Raw genomic sequence first — 19,324 nt, forward strand, 5'->3', positions numbered from 1 at the left:
CAAGACAGCCAACCAACGATCACGGGGTGACCGAGGCTGACCAATTAATCATGTCCACACATGCTGGCGTGACCACCCGGCGAGGGGAGGCCACAAATGTGTGAACATGTGATTGTCTTACCAGAAAAATAATGTTTCTGGCATCACTATTTGTTCAAACAAACACGCTATTGGATTCTCAAACCACAAACACTCACCCATCACCACAGACCCAATTATTGGGGCGTGTTCACTGGGGGTGTCAGTTTCAATTGTGTACTTTCTGCCTTGCGGCCCGCCGTACCAGCGGATATTTACTCTACAGTGTTGTTTCGATCTTCGCAACTTGAAGTTCATCTTCAATTTGCTGCAATCAAACCTGATCAGAGCGACTGTTGCCGTTCCTTGCGGGCTGGCAACTCGGTACACACTACACACTTCCCGACTGCTTCGCAAAACGGGCTTATTCGGTCCCGTCCGGCACCGCTGAGGAAGACCGATTCGGAGGCAGGTCAGTCTGTTCACTCTTGAGTGAGCAGGCCTGAATGAGTAGTCAGGCAACGGGCGCAGTGAGCTCCGGACCGTCGTTGCGAACATTCCCCACGGATTTGCCCACTTTATGACGAGTCACGCTCGCCGGGTCCACCTGCTCCAGGGTCGATTCCAACAACGGAGGAACATCGGCGCTCGGCACTGCTGGGTCGATCCACCCATCAACGGCGCCGCGTTCGAGGAACACCGGCATCCGATGGTGGACGTCCTGCAGATGTCCTGCCGCCTCCATGGTCAGTATCGTCGTCGACACCAACCAGGAATGGTCCGGCTGCTTCCAGAATTCGAAGAGGCCCGCCATGAACAGAGGGTCGGCCCCTGCTGCCGACATCATCCATGGCTGCTTACCGGCTTCGGTGGTCTCCCACTCGTAGTAGCCGGGGATCGGAAGTGCGCAGCGTCGTCTCTTGATGGACTGTCTGAACATCGGCTTCTCGAGAACCGTCTCCGATCTCGCGTTGAAGGCCTTGAACCCGATCTTGGTGTCCTTCGCCCACCCGGGGACCAGCCCCCATGAAGCGGTCTCCAGTCGACGGGTCAGCTGTCCGCTGTCATCGAGCCGTTCGACGACGATCGGCACGAAGGAGCCTGGTGGCACGTTATATCTGGGCGTGTAGTCATAGGAGATCACGTCAAGGCGAAGCTCATCGGCGAGATCTGCCGGATCGAGAGACATATTGAGTCGACCACACATGCGCTTATCTTCTCACTTCACTACACTGTCGACAATGGCGGCCGAAAAGACAGCACCGAGCAGACTCGACCCGATCGATGAATCCAGGAAACAGTGGCTTGCCCACGGTTGGGACGACTCCACCGATGGCATGACCACCGTGATCTCGGTGATGAGGGTCCATCAGCTGTTCTTGGCCAAGGTCGATGCCGCACTCAAACCATTCGCACTGACCTTCTCACGCTATGAGGTCCTCACTCTTCTCTCCTTCACGAAATCAGGGACCCTGCCGATGTCGAAGATCTCGGCCCGCCTCCAGGTCCATGCCACCTCGACGACGAATTCGGTCGACCGGCTGGAGAAGGCCGGACTCGTGAATCGACGCAGCCACCCCGACGATCGTCGCACCACACTCGTCGAGCTGACCGAGATCGGCCGCGAACTCTCCTCCCGCGCAACTGCCGCACTCAACGACGAGGTCTTCAGCTCACCGGCACTGGCCCGGGCCGATCTGAGCGAGCTCATCCCCCATCTCGAATCGCTGCGGTCCGAGCTCGAAGACCACGCCTGAGCCTCCTCCCTTCCTCCTGCTCCAGTCCCCCAGGGAGCTGACTGCCGAGATTTAGTTGGACGTCCAAGTAATTTCTCCGTATCGTGGTGAACATCATCACGTCAGCGATCAGCCTCGGTCGTGAATAGCCCTATCCGTGGAGGAACAATGTCCCGCAGCACAGCAGCTGCCCTGCCGTTCGGTCTCACCGAAGAACAACAGACGATCTCCGGTATGGTGCGCGAATTCGCCGATTCCGAGATCGCTCCGCACGCTCTGGAGTGGGACGCCGAACACCACTTCCCCGTCGACGTCATCAAACGCTCGGCAGATCTGGGAATGGGCGGAATCTACGTCAGCGAAGAGGCCGGCGGAACCGGTATGGGGCGCATGGACGCCGCCCTCATCTTCGAAGCGATGTCGACCGCCTGCCCCTCGGTCGCCGCATACATCTCCATCCACAACATGGTGGCGTGGATGATCGACAAGTACGGTGATGCCGCACAGAAGGAGAAGTACCTGTCTCCCCTGGTCTCGATGGACCACCTCGGCAGCTACTGCCTCACCGAACCCAACGCCGGTTCCGATGCCGCCGCCCTGCGCACCTCGGCGAGAGAGGACGGCGATTCCTATGTCCTCAACGGGGTCAAGCAGTTCATCTCCGGTGCCGGCACCTCCGAGACCTACCTGGTGATGGCACGCTCCGGTCAGGACGGATCGCGCGGAATCTCCGCATTCATCCTCGAAAAGGGCATGGAAGGTCTCTCCTTCGGCCCCAACGAACAGAAGATGGGATGGCGTGCGCAACCGACCCGACAGGTCATCATGGAAAATGTGCGCGTACCGAAGGAGAACCTCCTCGGCGAACCCGGTCAGGGATTCAAGATCGCCATGTCCGGACTCGACGGAGGCCGACTCAACATCGGGGCATGCTCACTCGGCGGTGGGCAGTCCGCGCTGGAGAAGGCCATCGACTACATGGGCGAACGACAGGCCTTCGGCACCGAACTCTCCGCATTCCAGGCCCTGCGATTCGAAGTCGCAGAGATGCAGACCAAACTCGAAGCCGCCCGCTCCCTCCTGTGGCGGGCCGCCAGCGCCTACGACTCAGGCGACCCGAACACCTCGCTGCTCTCGGCAATGGCCAAGCTGACAGCCACAGATTCGGGCTTCGATGTCGCCAATAGGGCACTCCAGTTGCACGGCGGCTACGGCTATCTGACAGAGTATGGAATTGAGAAGCTGGTGCGTGACCTGCGCGTCCACCAGATTCTGGAAGGCACCAACGAAATCATGCGCGTGATCATTTCGCGCAAGAGCACAGGAGTGGGCTGATATGACAACAGAGACCTCGGCACCGCCGACGGAATCTTCGGTGATCACCTCGATCACCAACGGAGTGGGCCGGATCGAGCTCAACAGACCGAAGCTGATCAACGCACTGAGCCAAGAGATGGTGGGCGCCATCGATGACGCCCTCAAGAGCTGGCATGACGACGACTCGATCAACACCGTTCTGGTCACTGGTCGCGGCGAACGCGGACTGTGTGCCGGAGGCGACATCAAAGCCGTCTACAACGACATTGTGGCCGGAACCGATGAGAACGCCCGATTCTGGAATCGCGAATACAAGATGAACCATGCGATCTCCGAATTCCCCAAACCCTATGTGGTGATCATGAACGGCATCACGATGGGCGGCGGCGTGGGAATCTCGGGCCACGGTTCACACCGCATCGTCACCGACTCCACGAAGATCGGGATGCCGGAAACCGGAATCGGCTTGTTCCCCGACGTCGGCGGCACCCACCTGCTGGCCAACGCCCCGGGCGAACTGGGCACCCACCTGGCGCTGACCGGACAGCCTGTCGGCGCCGGAGCAGCGCTGGCCATGGGCCTGGCCGACTACTACGTCCTCGATGCCGATGTCCCAGGACTCATCGCCGAGCTCGAAGCCGGCGGTGATGTCGAAGAGACCATCGCCCGCCACGCCTCCGAGGCTCCAGAGAACGAACTTGCCGAGGCTGCAGGCTGGATCAACGAGTGCTACGCCGCAGATCGCGCCGAAGACATCGTCGCTGCCTTGGCCGCGCATGAGAACCCCGATGCCAATGCCACCGGAAAACTGATCGAAACCAAGGCTCCCACCTCGGTGAAGGTCACCCTGGCCGCAGTCCGCAAGGCCGCAAACATGACCCTGGCCGATGTCCTCGAACAGGACTACCGCGCCGCCGTCGCCCTGACCCGACTGCCGGACCTCAAAGAGGGAATCCGCGCGCAGGTCATCGACAAGGACCGCAACCCACATTGGTCTCCGGCCTCGTTCGCCGAGGTCAGCGACGAAACAGTCAACGACATCCTCACCACCGACCACGAAGAGAAGGTGTTCGCATGAGCGACTACGAAACGATCCTCACGGCCGTCGACCAGGGCGTTGCCACCATCACGATCAACCGTCCGAAGGCTCTCAACGCGCTGAACATGCAGGTGCTCACCGACATCACCGACGCGGCCGCCGGCTTCGACACCGATGACGAGGTCAAGGCGATCATCATCACCGGCAGCGGCAAGGCCTTCGCCGCCGGCGCCGACATCAAGGAGATGTCAGACCTCGACTTCGCCACTGCATACAAGGCCGACTGGTTCGCCGGTTGGACACGCCTCACCGACGTCCGCAAACCGGTCATCACCGCTGTCAACGGCTTCGCCCTCGGCGGCGGCTGCGAGCTGGCGATGATGGGTGACATCCTCATCGCCTCGACGAAGGCGAAGTTCGGCCAGCCGGAGATCAACCTCGGCGTCCTCCCGGGCATGGGCGGCTCCCAGCGACTGACTCGGGCCATCGGCAAGGCCAAGTCCATGGATATGTGCCTGACCGGGCGCATGATGGATGCCGAGGAGGCCGAACGTTCGGGTCTAGTCGCACGCATCGTCGAGCCCGAGGAACTGCTGTCAACGGCCAACGAGATCGCGCAGACGATCGCGTCCAAGTCCCGCATCGCCTCGGCGATGGTCAAGGAAGCGGTCAACACCGCTTTCGAAACGACCCTCGAGCAGGGACTGAAGTACGAACGTCGCCTCTTCCACTCGAGCCTGGCCACGAACGACCAGTCCGAGGGAATGGCCGCATTCGTCGAGAAGCGGGACGCGAACTTCACGGATTCCTGATCCTCAGTGTCTGACCCCGGCAACTCGCCGCAGGCACTGGAAAGCAGTAGATGAACGATGGCGCAGACGAGTCGAACTCGTCTGCGCCATCGTCGTCTCTGTTCCGGAGACCACTTTTAACAATCGTTCAGTTAGAGTAGAAACGTTCATCCACCCAAAGGAGGCACAATGAATTCTTTCGCCAATCTTCTCCCCCAGCTGCGGCTGCCGGTCTTCGGCTCCCCCATGTTCATCGCATCGGGGCCCGAACTGGTCAAGGCCCAGTGCCAGGCCGGCATCATCGGCTCCTTCCCCACCCTCAACGCCCGCCCGGCTGCGATGCTCACCGACTGGCTCGACGAGATCACGGAGTCCAACGCCGCGTTCACCGCAGCGAACCCCGATCGTCCGGCGGCACCGTTCGCCGTGAACCTCATCGTTCACCGCTCGAATAACCGTTTGGAAGAAGACCTCGCCGAGGTGGTTCGCCACCAGGTGCCCATCGTGGTCACTTCCCTGGGTGCGCGTGAAGAGGTCAACGAGGCCGTCCACTCCTACGGCGGCATCGTCCTCCACGACGTCATCAACAACAAGTTCGCGCACAAGGCCGTGGAGAAGGGCGCCGACGGAGTCATCGCCGTGGCCTCCGGTGCCGGCGGACATGCCGGAGCGCTCTCCCCCTTCGCCTTGGTCCAGGAGATCAGGACCTGGTTCGACGGTCCGCTGCTGCTCTCGGGTGCCATCGCCCACGGCCGTTCGATCCTCGCAGCCCTGGCCGCCGGGGCCGACTGCGCCTATGTGGGATCGGCCTTCCTGTCCACGGCAGAGGCCAACGTCACCGACGACTACAAGCAGATGATCGTCGACTCCGCAGCCGAAGACGTCGTCTACTCCAGCTACTTCACCGGGGTCAAGGGCAACTACCTGCGCGGGTCGATCACCGCCTCGGGACTGGATCCCGACAACCTGCCCGACGCCGATCCGACGAAGATGGACTTCGGCACGAAGGACGGCTCGGACTCGAAGGCATGGAAAGACATCTGGGGCTCCGGCCAGGGCATCGGCGTGCTCAGAGAGAAGAGCTCCACAGCGGAACTCGTCGATAGTCTTACCACGCAGTTCGAGGCCGCGAAGAAGGAGCTCGACGCTCGTCTGAACACGGCTGTCCGTGTCGGCTGAGTTGTCCTGAACTCTCAGATCGTGGAGATGATGCCCCGTTCGGTCAGGCGCGATGACAGCCCTGCGCCGTCCGGGGCATAGATCCACGGCACGCCCTGACCGCGCCCGTGGCGCTTCGAGCGGCCACCGGCCCAGACTGCTTCCCCGACGGTGAGCTGGCGGATGGCGACGGCGGCGACGTTGTCGGGGTGATTGTCCACGAATTCCCCGTAGACCTCTTCGTCCTTCTGACCATCGTCGCCGATGAGCAGCCATTTCATCCACGGGAACTCACGCGAGAGCCGCTCCAGAGAGTTGCGTTTGTGCTCCTTGCCCGAGCGGAAGGCCCGAGTCGTCGTCGGCCCCCAGTCGGTCAGCAGCAGGGGCCCCATCGGGTAGAGGTTCCGGGAGAGGAACCGTTTGATGGTCAGAGCCGAATTCCAGGCCCCCGTGGACAGATAGACCATCGGAGAGTTGGGGCGCATATAGGTGATTCGGTCGTAGAGAACAGCCATTCCTGCCACCGGCGACCTGGCATGCTCGCTGAGGACGAAGGTGTTCCAGGCAGCCAGGAACGGCCGTGGCAATGAGGTGACCATGACGGTGTCGTCGATGTCGGAGATGATTCCGAACGTTGAGTCCTCACCGATGATCCGCACGTTGGCGGAATCGACGAGAGACCCGTCGGTCCACAGCTCGATCTCAGTCTCACCCGGCTGGAAGTCTCCGGGAATCACCGTGTCGATGATGCCGCCGCGGTCGGCGGTGACCATATGCTCTTCGTCGTTGACTCGCACCCAGGCCGTGTCATTGGGCAGGGGCACACTGACGAAGGACCTCCAGCCGCGAATGCTCGCCTCCATATCCGCCGCCGGTTGGCCCGTCGGCGTCAGCACCAGACGGCCGAGCACTCTCACCCACCCGGTTCCGCCGTAGGTATCATAGGCGATGACCGTGCGCTGATAGGTATGGTCGGTGGCGCGGTTCTGCAGCCAGCCGTTGAAACGGTCCTCCATCCGGGCCGCGGTGTGCAGCATGTCCGGAGTGAGGTTCAGCGGTCCTTCTTCGGGTTTCTTCTTCGCCACGGTACTTCCTTCACACTCGTCGCACGTCGGGTCAGGTCTGCTCGGGTCGGGCTGGAAAGGGGTCTGGCTGGAACGCAGTCGGATCGGACCGGAAGTGCCTCAGATGAAGCCGACCTTGTCATAGACGTCTCGCAGGGTCACCTCGGCGATCTCATTGGCCTTCTCAGCACCGGCGTCGAGGATCGTCTGGAGCTGAGCCCGATCCTGCAGGAGCTCATTGGTGCGCTCACGTATCGGTGCGAGCGCCTCAACGGCGACCTCGGCCAGGTCGACCTTGAGGTGGCCGTACATCTTCCCCTCGTACTCTGCCACGATATCGTCGACCGACCGGGAGGTCAGGGACGAGTAGATCGTGAGCAGGTTGGACACTCCGGGCTTGGCCTCCGGATCGTAGGCGATCTCCTTGCCGTCGTCGGTGACAGCAGACTTGATCTTCTTCGTCAGGGACTTCGCCTCATCAAGGAGGTCGATGCGCCCCAGAGGGCTGGGCAGGGACTTCGACATCTTCGCCGAAGGATTCTGCAGGTCGTAGATCTTCGCGGTGGCCTTGAGGATCTGTGCCTCGGGAACGACGAAGGTCTCTCCGAACCGATAGTTGAAGCGTTCGGCCAAGTTCCTCGTCAGTTCGAGGTGCTGGCGCTGGTCCTCACCCACGGGCACCATCTGAGGGTTGTAGAGGAGGATGTCGGCGGCCATCAGCGCCGGGTAGGTGAGCAGGCCCAGGGACACGTGGTCCTGTTTGGCCGACTTGTCCTTGAACTGCGTCATCCGGCTGGCCTCGCCCATCGATGTGGTGCATTCGAGGACCCAGGACAGCTGCGGGTGCGCAGGAACCTGAGACTGGACGAAGATCGTCGACTTCTCCGGATCGATGCCGGCCGCAATGAACTGCGCCGCCGTGCGCAGGGTCCGTTCGCGCAGATCCGTGGGATCCTGCTCCACGGTGATCGCGTGCATGTTCGCGATGAAGTAGAAGGCATCGTGTGACTCCTGATGCGCCACGAACTGCTGCAGAGCTCCGATGTAGTTACCCAGATGAAGTGAGTCCGAGGTGGCCTGAATACCGGAAACGGTGCGTGGCTGAGAAGAAGTCATCATAGAACCATGATGCCACTTCACACCCGCATCTTCGCAGACCACCCCCGTGCGAGACGCCGATGGCGGCAGTCGCGAGCACACAACGACGACGATCTCGGATTACTCCGGCCGAGCCGACGGTGAGGAAGAGCTTCTCTGCTCCTCACACACCTAGCCGGCCGGCCTGCGAAGACTACTTCGGAGCCGGCAGATCGTAGTCGATGACCAGCGGCGCATGATCGGACCAGCGTTCGGCCCAGCTGTCGGCCTTGTCCACCGTTGCTTTGACTGCCGCCTTCGCGAGTGCCGGTGTCGCCATCTGGTAGTCGATGCGCCACCCGGCATTGTTGTCAAAGGCCTGCCCGCGCATGGACCACCAGGTGTAGGGGCCGTCGACATCTCCGCTGAGGTCGCGGTGCACGTCGACGTAGCCCACGTCGCCGAAGAAACCGTCGAAGTAGGCGCGCTCCTCGGGCAGGAACCCGGCCTTCTTGCGGTTGGCCTTCCAGTTCTTCAGGTCCCGTTCGGTGTGGCAGACGTTGAGGTCACCGGTGATGAGCACGTGATCGGCCTGTTTCGCCAGTTCAGGCAGGCGCAGCGTCATCCGGTCGAGGAAGCGGTACTTGTCCTCCTGTTTGGGAGTGTCGACCTCACCGGAATGGACATAGGCCGAGACGAGAGTCAGCAGCGATCCGTCGCCGAGGCGGTAGTCCGTCTCCAGCCATCGACCGGCCCGATCGAAGTACCCGTCCGTCCCGAGTCCTTCACGGACCTCGACGGGCTCGTTCCGAGCCATGACGGCGACTCCGGCACGTCCCTTCGCCTCGGCGTCATGGCTGATCGTGGTGTACCCGGTGTCCTCGAGCACCTTGAGGGCGATGTCGTTGGCTGCCCGGACTTCCTGCAGCGTGATGAAGTCAGGTTTCGCAGTATCGACCCAGGTGGGCATCCCCTTTCTCCATGCCGCTCGTACTCCGTTGACGTTGACTGATGCAATCCGAATCATGTGCCCTATCATGGCATGAGCGCACTACTCATCCGGGCCTGGGCGTTATACAGTGATGGAAAGAAGCATATTTCAGGAGGCGCAATGGCCGTAGACGAGACTTTCGATTCTGAGCAGCTGAGCATCAGCCCGCTCGACGAAGTAGACGCCCGTGAGATGCGAGAGTTCCTGCTCGGTGCGCAGAAGAACTTCTGGGGAGACAGGGACCTCAGCGGCGATCACGATGCCTATTGGTTCCATCAGTTCGTGACCTCAGGCTTGGTTGCCAGGCATCGTTCGGAGATCGTCGGCTATCTGCTCGGCGTCATCCCCCATGACGGCCCTGCGTACATCCATCTGGTTGCGGCTCGAACTGATTTCCGCCATCAGGGCATCGGTCGGCACCTGTACCAGTATTTCATCGAGCACGCGCGCAAGCTCGGTGTCTCATCGGTGCAGGCGACAACCATGCCGGATTCCTCAGCAGCGATCTCATTCCACTCTTCGCTCGGGTTCAGCGGTGAACTCATCGAAGACTACGCGGGTGCCGGAAATCCGCGTGTGTTCTTCGAACTCAAACTCCTCGAGGAGTGAGCCGAAGAGCGCACACACTGGTCTGACCAGCACAACAGAGACTGACGGCCTCCCACACACAGATGTGGGAGGCCGTCAGTCTCTGACTGTCGTTCGGTTCAGGCGGCCGCCGCAGCGCGTTCGGCCACGTCGACGACGTTCTTGAGCAGCAGTGCCCGAGTCATGGGCCCGACTCCTCCGGGATTCGGGGACACCCAAGCCGCCACCTCGGCGACGGCAGGGTCCACGTCTCCCACGATCTTCGACTTCCCGGTCTCCGGGTCCTCTTCGCGTGAGACTCCGACGTCGAGGACGACGGCACCGTCCTTGACCGCATCGGCGGTCACGATCCGGGCCGATCCTGCGGCGGCGACGATGATGTCGGCCTGAGCCAGCAGCTCGGGCAGATTCTTCGTCCCGGTGTGGGTCAGCGTCACCGTGGCGTTGTACTCACGGCGAGTCAGCAGTGCGCCGATCGACCGGCCGACGGTGACGCCGCGGCCCACGACCACAACGTGCTTGCCGGCCAGCTCGATGCCGTTGCGCTGCATGAGTTCGATGACCCCGCGAGGGGTGCACGGCAGCGGGGTCGTGATCTCCCGGTTGACGTTGAGCATGAGCCGACCGAGGTTGGTCGGATGCAGCCCGTCCGCGTCCTTGGCCGGATCGATGCGTTCGAGCACGGTGTCCGTGTCGATGTGGGACGGCAACGGCAGCTGCACGATGTACCCGGTGCATTCGTCATCGGCGTTGAGCTCGTCGATGACCGACAGGAGCTCGTCCTGGCTCACCGATTCCGGCAGGTCACGACGGATGGAATGGATGCCCACCTCGGCGCAGTCACGGTGCTTACCGGCCACGTACCACTTCGAACCGGGATCCTCGCCGACGAGGACCGTGGCCAAGCCGGGGACGATGCCCCGCTCGGCCAGGTTCGCGACGGCAGTCCGCAGCTCGTCCTTGATCTCCTTCGCACAGGCCTTGCCATCAAGGATCTGTGCTGTCATCAGTACTGCTCCAGATCTTCGTAGAGGGGGAAGTTGTCGCTGAGCTTCTTGACCCGAGCGCTGAGGGCCTCGACGTTCGCACCGGGTTTGAGTGCTTCGGCGATGACGTCGGCGACCTCGGTGAATTCGGCATCGCCGAACCCACGGGTGGCCAGAGCAGGGGTGCCGATGCGCAGACCGGAGGTCACCATGGGCGGACGGGGGTCGAACGGAACGGCATTGCGGTTGACCGTGATTCCGACCTCATGCAGCAGATCCTCCGCCTGCTGTCCGTCCAAGGCTGAGTTGCGCAGGTCGACGAGGACCAGGTGAACGTCGGTGCCTCCGGTGAGGACCGTGGCTCCGGCGTTGGCGACGTCGTCGGCCAGGAGACGCTCGGCCAGGATCTGAGCACCGCGCACGGTCCGTTCCTGACGAGCCTTGAACTCTTCAGAGGCGGCCAACTTGAACGCCACTGCCTTCGCGGCGATCACGTGCATCAGAGGTCCACCCTGCTGCCCCGGGAAGACTGCGGAGTTCAGCTTCTTCGCGTACTCCTCCTTGCCGAGGATGAAGCCCGAGCGAGGGCCGCCGATGGTCTTGTGCACCGTCGAGGACACGACGTCGGCGAAGGGCACAGGGTTCGGATGCAGGCCGGCGGCGACGAGACCGGCGAAGTGGGCCATGTCGACCCAGAGCTTCGCTCCGACCTCGTCGGCGATGTCGCGGAAGGCCTGGAAGTCGAGCTGACGCGGGTAGGCGGACCAACCTGCGACGATGACCTCTGGACGGTGTTCGAGCGCCCGCTCGCGCACCTTGTCCATGTCGATGCGGTAAGTGTCGGGATCGACTTCGTAGGAGGCGACGTCGTAGAGGCGGCCCGAGAAGTTGATCTTCATGCCGTGTGTCAGGTGACCACCGTGAGCCAAGGAGAGACCGAGCATCTTGTCACCCTGGCGGGCGAGCGCGTGCATCACGGCAGCGTTGGCGGAGGCACCCGAGTGCGACTGCACGTTGGCGTATTCGGCACCGAAGAGGCTCTTGGCCCGGTCGATGGCCAGGGTCTCAGCGACATCGACGTATTCGCAGCCACCGTAATAGCGCTTCCCGGGGTAACCTTCGGCATACTTGTTCGTCAGCACGGATCCCTGTGCCTGCAGCACTGCGCGCGGCACGAAGTTCTCCGAGGCGATCATCTCGAGAGTCGAACGCTGGCGGCCCAATTCCTGGTCGAGGACTTCCGCGATCTGTGGATCGATGTCTGCAAGCGAGGCCTGCATCGAGTTATCAGTCATGTGTACACTCCTGTGGCATCCAAAGTGATGAGTGGGACAGCGCGATCGGCTCCGCGAGCACCCGAAAACAATGCTAACAGCGAACCAGATCACGCCGAGGGGCCGTTCGTCATCCGGATGGTGGGCCGGTTTCGGGGCACAGCGGGGGCGACCACTAGAATCGAGCGCATGAGTCGAGAATGGATCCTACGAGTCACCTGCCCGGACGCAACCGGAATCGTTCATGCCGTAACTGGGGTCCTGGCCTCGCTCGGGGCCAACATCACCGAGTCCCAGCAGTTCTCCTCCCCCGACTCCCTGCAGTTCTTCCTCCGGGTCCAATTCGTCACGAACAACGATTCCGATGCCGAAACCCTGCAGTCATCCCTCGCCGAGGCGGCTCACCGTTTCACTATGACGGTCAGTCTCCAGCCCGTGGAGAAGAAGACGAGGACCCTCGTCCTCGTGTCCAAGGCCGCACACTGCCTCAACACTCTGCTGTTCCAGCAGAGCTCGGGACAGCTGCCCATCGACATCGTCGGTGTGGCCGGCAATCATGACTCTCTGCGGTCACTGGCCGAATTCCACGGCCACGACTTCCACCACATTCCGATCTCTCCTGAGACCAAAGATGCTGCCGAGGCTCGACTGAGCGCACTCGTTGATGACCTTGACGTCGAGCTCATCGTCCTCGCCCGGTACATGCAGATCCTCTCCCCTGATCTGTGTGCTCGGCTCGAGGGCCGGGTGATCAACATCCACCATTCATTCCTGCCCAGTTTCAAGGGTGCCAAACCGTATCACCAGGCGCATGCCCGGGGAGTGAAGATCATCGGTGCCACCGCCCACTACGTCACCCCCGATCTCGACGAGGGTCCGATCATCGAGCAGGACGTAGCCCGCGTCGATCACAACCGCAATATCGCCGACTTCGTCCAGCGCGGTCAGGATGTCGAAGCAGCCGTGCTCGCGAGAGCCGTGGCCTGGCATGCCGAGGGACGGGTCCTCATGGACGGCCACCGCACGGTCGTCTTCAACTGATCCGACCGCCTCGGCGTTGGTGCATAGTACCCATTTGCCACCAGATTTCCATAGCCTTGAATCAACGTTTAGCCAACTCAGAGGCAGTTCACACCCAATGCTGAATCTGTTGTAGAGTCGCCCCGGTTTACAAAAGGAGACGACTTTAATGACGGAAACCACTTTCCGCACAATTGCAATCGTCCTGTATTTTGCAGGAATGCTGGCCATCGGTTGGTTCGCTTACCGCAAGACCAAGAACAGCCTCGACGACTACATGCTGGCAGGCCGCGGACTGCGTCCCAGCGTTGCCGCACTGAGCGCGGGAGCCTCAGACATGTCGGGCTGGCTCCTCATGGGACTGCCCGGAGCGATCTACGTAGCCGGACTGGTCGAAGCATGGATCGCTGTGGGCCTGACCGTCGGGGCCTGGGTGAACTGGAAGTTCGTGGCCCCGCGTCTGCGGGCATTCACGGAGAAGGCCGGCGACTCGATCACCATTCCCAGCTTCTTCGAACAGCGGCTGAAGGACAACACTCGTCTGCTGCGCGTCGTCTGCGGCGTCATCATTCTGGTGTTCTTCACCTTCTACGTCTCCTCCGGCATGGTGGCTGCAGGTAAGTTCTTCGAATCGAGCTTCGGCCTGAACTATCTGGCTGGCATGCTCATCGTCGCGGCCATCACCATGATCTACACCCTGTTCGGCGGATTCCTCGGTGCCACACTCACCGACGTCGCCCAGGGTCTGCTGATGTTCGCCGCACTCGTCGCGGTCCCGATCGTCGCGGTCATCAACGCCGGCGGCCCGGCAACCGTGATCTCCAACGTCAGGGAGATCGATCCCAGCCTGCTCAATGTCTTCGGCAGCGGATCCTTCTGGGCCGGCGGCACCAGCGCCACCTACCTTGCAGTGATCTCCGCCCTCGCCTGGGGCCTCGGCTACTTCGGCCAGCCCCACATCATCGTGCGATTCATGGCGCTGCGGACTCCCGCTGACGCCACCGTCGCTCGCCGGATCGGTGTGGGTTGGATGGGGATCTCCGCTCTCGGCGCCATCGCCACCTCCATCGTCGGCATCTCCTACTTCTCCGACCACGCTGACATGGAACCCACCGACCCGGAGACCGTGTTCCTGGATCTGGCTCAGATCCTCTTCCACCCGTTCATCGCGGGACTGGTTCTGGCTGCGGTGCTCGCGGCGATCATGTCGACGATCTCCTCGCAGCTCGTCGTCACCTCCTCGGCTCTCATTGAGGATCTGTACAAGATCGTTGCGCTGCGCACCGGTTCGAAGCGCACCCTGCAGGACAAGACCTATGTCCTGCTCGGACGCCTCGGCATCCTCGTCGTCGCCGTCATCGCCGTGCTGTTGGCGATCTCGCCATCGAACAGCATCCTCGACCTGGTGGCATTCGCCTGGGCCGGTTTCGGCGCCTCCTTCGGACCGGTCGTGTTGCTGACCCTGTTCTGGAAGAAGCTCAGCAACTGGGGCGCCCTCTTCGGACTCATCTCCGGTGCAGCTGTGGCGTTCATCTGGGGACAGGTGAGCACACCGCTGACAGATTCGATCTACGAGATCATTCCCGGTTTCGCCATCAACCTGATTGTGACGATCGTGGTCAGCAAGTTCACGTACAAGCCCAATGCCGACACGGACCAGGAATTCGACGAGTCGGTCGAACTCTCACGAGTGAAGTGACGGTCCAGAGATTCTGAGAATCTCTCCGAAGCGACCAACGATCCGCCGTTCTTGTCGGCGTCTGCAATCACACGCGGTTCATCCCAGCCACATCGGGCTGCCGCGGGATCCGCACACGGAATCCGGCTCTCACCAACTGCGCTCATCGACGAGGACCGGGCTCTCAGAGGGAATTCCTTCGACGATGACGACCTCCGCGCGAACTCGGATGAGGCTTCGAACGGTGTCTTCTACACGCTGCACGAGCCGATCACTGCCCGCGTCTGCGCCCGGTCCCACGACGATCTCGCAGCGCAGATGATCTTTGTTCTGTGCTCGTGTGATGACGAATCGCCCTCCGACAATGTTGCTCTCCGAACGCAGCACTGCCTCCGCCTGCCGGGGATGCACGAACATTCCGCGGACCTTCGTCGCCTGACCAACACGCCCCAGCACTCCCTGCAGGCGAGTCGGGTATTCCGCCCACGCAGACAGATCACCGGTGCCGAATCGGACAACGGGTGCGAGGTCTCGCAGTACTGTGACGACGACTTCCCCTTCGCCCTCGGTGAGCGGAACGCCGGTCCCGATCTCGCAGACCTCGACAAGAACCTCCTCATCGACTCGCAGACCCGGGCCCATTCCGTCCTCGCAGGCGATCAGCCCCACCTCGGCGGTGCCATAGGCCATGCATACGACCGGGACCCACTCCAAGAGCTCGGTCCGCAGCGAATCGGGAAGGGGTTCGGCGGTCACCAGAGCGTACTCGATTCCGAAGTTCTCCCGAGTTCCGCCGTTGTCGGCATGGACGTCGATGAGCGCCTTGAGATAACTGGGCAGTCCGACGTAGCCTCGCACCCCAAGATCCGTGATCGCCTGCACCTGCGCGATCTGATTTCCGATACCGGCTGGAACGACCGTTGCCCCCGCCGCGATCACGGCTTCATCGAACATCGCCCCGGCCGGCGACAGGTGATAGCCGAAGCAGTTGATGACTCGATCACCTGGTGCCAACCCGATCGCGGTCAGTGCGGGAGCCCATCGCCATGGGTCCGCCCCCGGCGGCTGAGCCTCGTAGATCGGCCCTGGTGATTGGAAGATTCTGCTCGCGATGGCGTCTCCCGGCGAATGCTGAGCGGGCGCCCTCCCGATCAGATCGTCCTTCGACAGCACAGGCAGCGTCGCGAGGACGCCCCGATCGCTCACATTCTCCGCTTCGATTCCGGCCGAAGCCAACCGCGCTGCCAGGCTCGGATCGTTACTCGCAGCTTTGGCCAGCAATGGGCCCAGGTGCTGCACGCTTCCGACGGTGTCCGCCATTTCTTGTCCCTCCATCGTTCTTCACCGTTGCATCGAATCGACTTCTTCGTCGCTGCCGTTCACAGCCAGCGCTTGCGTCGCTTGTAATGCTTCACATCGCGATAGCTCTTCTTCTTATCACCGGCTCCGATACCCAGATAGAACTCTTTGACATCGGGGTTCTGGCTCAGCGCGGCCGCCTCATCATCGAGCATGATCCGACCGCGTTCCATGATGTAACCGTGGTGGGCGACGGAGAGTGCGGTCTGAGCATTCTGTTCGACGACCAGCACGGTCAGCCCCGTCTCTGCGTTCAGCCGCGCAATCGTCGAAAAGATCTCCTCGACCAACAATGGAGCCAGTCCCAGCGAGGGTTCGTCCAGCATGAGAAGCTTCGGATTCGCCATCAGTGCCCGACCGATCGCCAGCATCTGCTGTTCTCCCCCGGAGAGGAACCCGGCCGTCCGACCGCGCATATCTGCCAACTTGGGAAAGAACTCGTAGACGAAGTCGAGCCTGTCATCTTTCGCGGAGGCCGTGTACCCACCTGCCTGCAGATTCTCTGCGACGGTGAGATGACCGAAGATGTGCCGGCCCTCCATGCACAGGCTCAGTCCACGACGAACCCGATCGGCCGGATCGAGTCGAGTGATGTCCTCGCCAGCGAAGGCGATCCGCCCCGAGGCGATTTCTCCCTGTTCGCTGGGCAGAAGCCCGGATACTGCTTTGAGAGTCGTCGACTTCCCGGCTCCGTTCGAGCCGAGGAGAGCAACGATTTTGCCCTCCTCGACTCCCAAAGACATACCCCGGAGCACGAGGATCACTTCGTCATAGATGACCTCGATATTGTCGATCGTCAGCAGTGTCCCCGCGCCGTTTGGGCCCGCCGGTGACGAACCAGCCGCCGCGGACTCTGCCGACCTCAGATGGACATCGCCTGCGGCCACAGGTGTCGGTTCGTTCGTCATGGCGTCAGGCCACCCTCGACCTCCACCATCTTTCCGTCCTCGACCGTGTACATTCCGGCCGAATTCGATCCCCGATGGCTGTCTGCACTGAATTCGATCTCCCCGAGTCCGAATACCCCACCGGTGTTGATCGGGCCCATCGTCTCAAGTGCTTCACGAATGTTGGCTCCGGTCAGCTCATTGTCACCGTCGAGGGTGGCTCTGATGCCCTCAGCCATGGCGTGCATGGTGTACCAACCCTGGACGTAGGAGTTCGCAGTCGTCTTCGGGTCACCGCCGTTGGCTTCCAGATAGTCAACGATCTCCTTGTGACCTGGTTTGTCAGCACTCAACGGCGCAACGGGCTGCACCATCATGTGGCCTTCGGCTGCTTCACCTGCGGCCGTGACGAAGAGCTCGTTGCCACACCAGTTGAGACACACGATCTTCTGATCTCCAGAGCTGTCGGCCAGATCCTTGGCCAGCTGCGCGGCCGGGCTGGCAACGTTCTGGACCATGATGTAGTCCGCGCCGTCGGCATCAACCTGGCTGAGCATGCCCGAGTAGTTCGTGGTTCCCGCCGGCATAGCGTACGAGGTGACATCGATGTCGAGCCCCTTCTCCTTCACCCAGTCCTTCGCATCCTGGACGGGTGCTGTGCCGAAGGGCGAGTCGTTGTGGAGAATCGCCACTGCGGTCTTGTCACCGGCGTCCTCGGAGATCCAGTTCATGCCTATCCGAGCCTGGTCCGAATATGTTGCCGCGACTACGAAGTTGAAGGGAGACTCCTCCGGGTCGGTCAGCTCTTCGGCGAAGGAGCCGGACATGAACGGCAGCTCATCATTGGCCACGCGGGTCCTCAGAGCTTCGGTGTCGCCGGTTCCCCACCCTTGGATCGCCACCGATTCGTCGTTGACGTATTTGCGGTAGAGTTCCTCAGCCTTAGGAATCTCATAGGCATAGTCATTGCTCATCGCCTCGAGCTGGCGGTCGTTGATTCCGCCGTTGGCGTTGAGATTGTCGACGTAGGCGAGCATGCCCTCGTTGAATACCGAGCCCACATCACCGGTGGCTCCGGAAAGGTCTGCGAGCACGCCGATCGGGATCGGCTCGTCCGACTCACCGCCGCCGCTCGATCCGCACCCGGACATCGCCAGCGCCGAGGCTGCGATCCCGGCCAAGAGCATCGTTGCTTTGGTTGCTTTCATGGGTTTCTCCTTGTATTAGTGCCGACTGCTGTGTCGACTGTGGTGGAAGAACTGCAGTGCAGATTGTGTGGTCAGTATCGGAACGGCCAGAAGCCGAAGAAGTCTTTGATCCGCTGCCAGATGCGGTTGAGTCCGCGTGGTTCGAAGATCAGGAAGATGATGATCACGAGCCCGAAGGCCGCGTGCTCGACCGCAGGCAGCTGCTTCTGCACCTGAGGCACCACTCCCCCGATGACTTCGCCGAACATGCGCACCGCGATTGGCAGGAAGGTCATGAACATTGCACCGTAGATCGAACCCGCGATTGAACCGAGGCCACCGACGATGATCATCGCGAGGTAGAGGATGGAGACGTCCATGGTGAACTTCTCCCACGAGATGATCTCCGAGTAGTGGGCCAGCAGTGCACCGGCCAATCCGACATAGGCGTTTGAGACGGCGAAGGCGGTGAGCTTTGTTCGGGTGAGGTTGACGCCCATCGCCGAGGCCGCGATGTCCTGATCACGGACAGCCATGAACGCGCGTCCGATGTTGGTCCGGAACAGATTGGTGGCGGTGATCGCGACCAGGATCGTGACGATGATGAGGATGATGTACCACTGCTGTTCGAACGTGGATCGTTCGATCTTGAAGCCGAAGACTTCGAGACGGGACACATCGACGAAGCCCTGCCCCTCGGTGAGGAAGTTCCAGCGCCTGACGATGAAGAGGATGACGACTTGTGATGCAAGTGTCGCAATCGCAAGATACAGCCCTTTGAGTCTCAGCGCAGGAAGCCCGAAGAGCACTCCGATCACGGCGGTTGTGACCACGGCCATGAGGATCGAGAGCGGAGCCGGAACCCCCATACGATCTGTCAGGATCGCCGAGGTGAATGCACCGACTGCGAGAAACCCGCCCTGGCCCAGAGAGATCTGCCCCGTATAGCCGACGAGGACGTTGAGTCCGATTGCGCCGATGCTGGCGATGAGTGCGGTGTTGGCCAGGGACAGCCAATAGTTGTCAAAGACAAAGGGAACGATGATTGCGATGACCGCGACTGCGCCGATTCGTATCAGTTGCGGACGGGTGTGCCACAGCCTCAGCTGGGATTCGTATGTCCGGTGATACCGGCCTGTTTCGACGGCTGCCAT

At 61.6% G+C, this 19,324-nt stretch carries 18 protein-coding genes; 8 read left to right on the top strand and 10 right to left on the bottom strand.

The window, feature by feature from the left end; genetic code table 11:
- Positions 1-532 precede the first annotated feature (532 nt).
- Entirely contained in the window at positions 533-1,207 is a 675-nt protein-coding gene (locus BAUR9175_RS12910) for an SOS response-associated peptidase (protein ID WP_009884933.1), read from the bottom strand.
- A 52-nt stretch (positions 1,208-1,259) separates the two neighbouring features.
- Here BAUR9175_RS12910 and BAUR9175_RS12915 point away from each other — a divergent pair, with 52 nt between their 5' ends.
- The 5 genes from BAUR9175_RS12915 to BAUR9175_RS12935 all read left to right on the top strand — a co-directional run bounded on the left by BAUR9175_RS12915 (position 1,260) and on the right by BAUR9175_RS12935 (position 6,080).
- Positions 1,260-1,775, top strand: coding sequence for a MarR family winged helix-turn-helix transcriptional regulator (locus BAUR9175_RS12915; protein ID WP_009884934.1), 516 nt, complete (start codon positions 1,260-1,262; stop codon positions 1,773-1,775).
- A gap of 147 nt (positions 1,776-1,922) precedes the next feature.
- Positions 1,923-3,089 (top strand): acyl-CoA dehydrogenase family protein, encoded by a 1,167-nt coding sequence (locus BAUR9175_RS12920; RefSeq protein WP_009884935.1) that lies wholly within the window; start codon positions 1,923-1,925, stop codon positions 3,087-3,089.
- A 1-nt stretch (position 3,090) separates the two neighbouring features.
- Positions 3,091-4,149, top strand: a complete 1,059-nt coding sequence (locus tag BAUR9175_RS12925) for an enoyl-CoA hydratase/isomerase family protein (protein ID WP_009884936.1) — start codon at positions 3,091-3,093, stop codon at positions 4,147-4,149.
- Positions 4,146-4,922 carry an enoyl-CoA hydratase gene (locus BAUR9175_RS12930; RefSeq protein WP_009884937.1) on the top strand — a complete coding sequence of 259 codons (777 nt, stop codon included), beginning with the start codon at positions 4,146-4,148 and terminating at the stop codon, positions 4,920-4,922. The genes BAUR9175_RS12925 and BAUR9175_RS12930 overlap by 4 nt, the downstream gene beginning before the upstream one ends.
- 168 nt (positions 4,923-5,090) lie before the next feature.
- On the top strand, positions 5,091-6,080 hold the full coding sequence (locus BAUR9175_RS12935) for an NAD(P)H-dependent flavin oxidoreductase (RefSeq protein ID WP_009884938.1): 990 nt from the start codon (positions 5,091-5,093) through the stop codon (positions 6,078-6,080).
- Between the two features lie 14 nt (positions 6,081-6,094).
- Here BAUR9175_RS12935 and BAUR9175_RS12940 read toward each other — a convergent pair whose 3' ends face one another.
- The 3 genes from BAUR9175_RS12940 to BAUR9175_RS12950 form a co-directional block, all read right to left on the bottom strand.
- Entirely contained in the window at positions 6,095-7,144 is a 1,050-nt protein-coding gene (locus BAUR9175_RS12940; RefSeq protein WP_009884939.1) for an App1 family protein phosphatidate phosphatase, read from the bottom strand.
- Positions 7,145-7,243: 99 nt separating this feature from the next.
- Complete coding sequence (gene trpS / locus BAUR9175_RS12945; protein WP_009884940.1) at positions 7,244-8,242, bottom strand: tryptophan--tRNA ligase; 999 nt, start codon at positions 8,240-8,242, stop codon at positions 7,244-7,246.
- Positions 8,243-8,414: 172 nt separating this feature from the next.
- Positions 8,415-9,227, bottom strand: coding sequence for an exodeoxyribonuclease III (locus tag BAUR9175_RS12950; RefSeq protein ID WP_050773437.1), 813 nt, complete (start codon positions 9,225-9,227; stop codon positions 8,415-8,417).
- Between the two features lie 84 nt (positions 9,228-9,311).
- On the opposite strand from BAUR9175_RS12950, the gene BAUR9175_RS12955 reads away from it, so the two are divergent.
- The gene (locus tag BAUR9175_RS12955; protein ID WP_009884942.1) at positions 9,312-9,800 is read left to right on the top strand and encodes a GNAT family N-acetyltransferase; all 489 of its coding nucleotides are present in this window, start codon (positions 9,312-9,314) and stop codon (positions 9,798-9,800) included.
- 98 nt (positions 9,801-9,898) lie between these two features.
- Here BAUR9175_RS12955 and BAUR9175_RS12960 read toward each other — a convergent pair whose 3' ends face one another.
- Positions 9,899-10,786, bottom strand: a complete 888-nt coding sequence (locus tag BAUR9175_RS12960) for a bifunctional methylenetetrahydrofolate dehydrogenase/methenyltetrahydrofolate cyclohydrolase (RefSeq protein ID WP_009884943.1) — start codon at positions 10,784-10,786, stop codon at positions 9,899-9,901.
- Entirely contained in the window at positions 10,786-12,060 is a 1,275-nt protein-coding gene (glyA, locus tag BAUR9175_RS12965) for a serine hydroxymethyltransferase (protein WP_009884944.1), read from the bottom strand. Before glyA ends, BAUR9175_RS12960 begins: the two co-directional genes overlap by 1 nt.
- Before the next feature lie 168 nt (positions 12,061-12,228).
- Here glyA and purU point away from each other — a divergent pair, with 168 nt between their 5' ends.
- On the top strand, positions 12,229-13,080 hold the full coding sequence (purU, locus tag BAUR9175_RS12970) for a formyltetrahydrofolate deformylase (protein WP_009884945.1): 852 nt from the start codon (positions 12,229-12,231) through the stop codon (positions 13,078-13,080).
- A 148-nt stretch (positions 13,081-13,228) separates the two neighbouring features.
- Positions 13,229-14,758, top strand: coding sequence for a sodium/proline symporter PutP (putP, locus tag BAUR9175_RS12975; RefSeq protein WP_009884946.1), 1,530 nt, complete (start codon positions 13,229-13,231; stop codon positions 14,756-14,758).
- Positions 14,759-14,887: 129 nt separating this feature from the next.
- Here the strand turns inward: putP and BAUR9175_RS12980 are convergent, their stop codons facing one another.
- The 4 genes from BAUR9175_RS12980 to BAUR9175_RS12995 all read right to left on the bottom strand — a co-directional run bounded on the left by BAUR9175_RS12980 (position 14,888) and on the right by BAUR9175_RS12995 (position 19,324).
- Entirely contained in the window at positions 14,888-16,057 is a 1,170-nt protein-coding gene (locus tag BAUR9175_RS12980) for a phenylacetate--CoA ligase family protein (protein ID WP_009884947.1), read from the bottom strand.
- Between the two features lie 59 nt (positions 16,058-16,116).
- Positions 16,117-17,004, bottom strand: coding sequence for an ABC transporter ATP-binding protein (locus BAUR9175_RS12985; RefSeq protein ID WP_009884948.1), 888 nt, complete (start codon positions 17,002-17,004; stop codon positions 16,117-16,119).
- On the bottom strand, positions 17,001-18,191 hold the full coding sequence (locus tag BAUR9175_RS12990) for an ABC transporter substrate-binding protein (protein WP_009884949.1): 1,191 nt from the start codon (positions 18,189-18,191) through the stop codon (positions 17,001-17,003). Before BAUR9175_RS12990 ends, BAUR9175_RS12985 begins: the two co-directional genes overlap by 4 nt.
- A gap of 71 nt (positions 18,192-18,262) precedes the next feature.
- Positions 18,263-19,324, bottom strand: a complete 1,062-nt coding sequence (locus tag BAUR9175_RS12995) for a branched-chain amino acid ABC transporter permease (RefSeq protein ID WP_009884950.1) — start codon at positions 19,322-19,324, stop codon at positions 18,263-18,265.

The sequence above is a fragment of the Brevibacterium aurantiacum genome (assembly GCF_900169065.1).
Taxonomy (GTDB): Bacteria; Actinomycetota; Actinomycetes; order Actinomycetales; family Brevibacteriaceae; genus Brevibacterium; species Brevibacterium aurantiacum.

Excerpts from the sequence above, each read along its gene's own strand:
- BAUR9175_RS12960 (WP_009884943.1), bottom strand. The coding sequence starts at position 10,786 with ATGACAGCACAGATCCTTGATGGCAAGGCCTGTGCGAAGGAGATCAAG.
- BAUR9175_RS12990 (WP_009884949.1), bottom strand. The coding sequence starts at position 18,191 with ATGAAAGCAACCAAAGCAACGATGCTCTTGGCCGGGATCGCAGCCTCG.
- BAUR9175_RS12980 (WP_009884947.1), bottom strand. The coding sequence starts at position 16,057 with ATGGCGGACACCGTCGGAAGCGTGCAGCACCTGGGCCCATTGCTGGCC.
- BAUR9175_RS12930 (WP_009884937.1), top strand. The coding sequence starts at position 4,146 with ATGAGCGACTACGAAACGATCCTCACGGCCGTCGACCAGGGCGTTGCC.
- BAUR9175_RS12950 (WP_050773437.1), bottom strand. The coding sequence starts at position 9,227 with ATGATTCGGATTGCATCAGTCAACGTCAACGGAGTACGAGCGGCATGG.
- BAUR9175_RS12995 (WP_009884950.1), bottom strand. The coding sequence starts at position 19,324 with ATGGCAGCCGTCGAAACAGGCCGGTATCACCGGACATACGAATCCCAG.
- BAUR9175_RS12985 (WP_009884948.1), bottom strand. The coding sequence starts at position 17,004 with ATGACGAACGAACCGACACCTGTGGCCGCAGGCGATGTCCATCTGAGG.
- glyA (WP_009884944.1), bottom strand. The coding sequence starts at position 12,060 with ATGACTGATAACTCGATGCAGGCCTCGCTTGCAGACATCGATCCACAG.
- BAUR9175_RS12925 (WP_009884936.1), top strand. The coding sequence starts at position 3,091 with ATGACAACAGAGACCTCGGCACCGCCGACGGAATCTTCGGTGATCACC.
- BAUR9175_RS12935 (WP_009884938.1), top strand. The coding sequence starts at position 5,091 with ATGAATTCTTTCGCCAATCTTCTCCCCCAGCTGCGGCTGCCGGTCTTC.
- BAUR9175_RS12920 (WP_009884935.1), top strand. The coding sequence starts at position 1,923 with ATGTCCCGCAGCACAGCAGCTGCCCTGCCGTTCGGTCTCACCGAAGAA.
- putP (WP_009884946.1), top strand. The coding sequence starts at position 13,229 with ATGACGGAAACCACTTTCCGCACAATTGCAATCGTCCTGTATTTTGCA.
- BAUR9175_RS12955 (WP_009884942.1), top strand. The coding sequence starts at position 9,312 with ATGGCCGTAGACGAGACTTTCGATTCTGAGCAGCTGAGCATCAGCCCG.
- purU (WP_009884945.1), top strand. The coding sequence starts at position 12,229 with ATGAGTCGAGAATGGATCCTACGAGTCACCTGCCCGGACGCAACCGGA.
- BAUR9175_RS12915 (WP_009884934.1), top strand. The coding sequence starts at position 1,260 with ATGGCGGCCGAAAAGACAGCACCGAGCAGACTCGACCCGATCGATGAA.
- BAUR9175_RS12910 (WP_009884933.1), bottom strand. The coding sequence starts at position 1,207 with ATGTCTCTCGATCCGGCAGATCTCGCCGATGAGCTTCGCCTTGACGTG.
- trpS (WP_009884940.1), bottom strand. The coding sequence starts at position 8,242 with ATGATGACTTCTTCTCAGCCACGCACCGTTTCCGGTATTCAGGCCACC.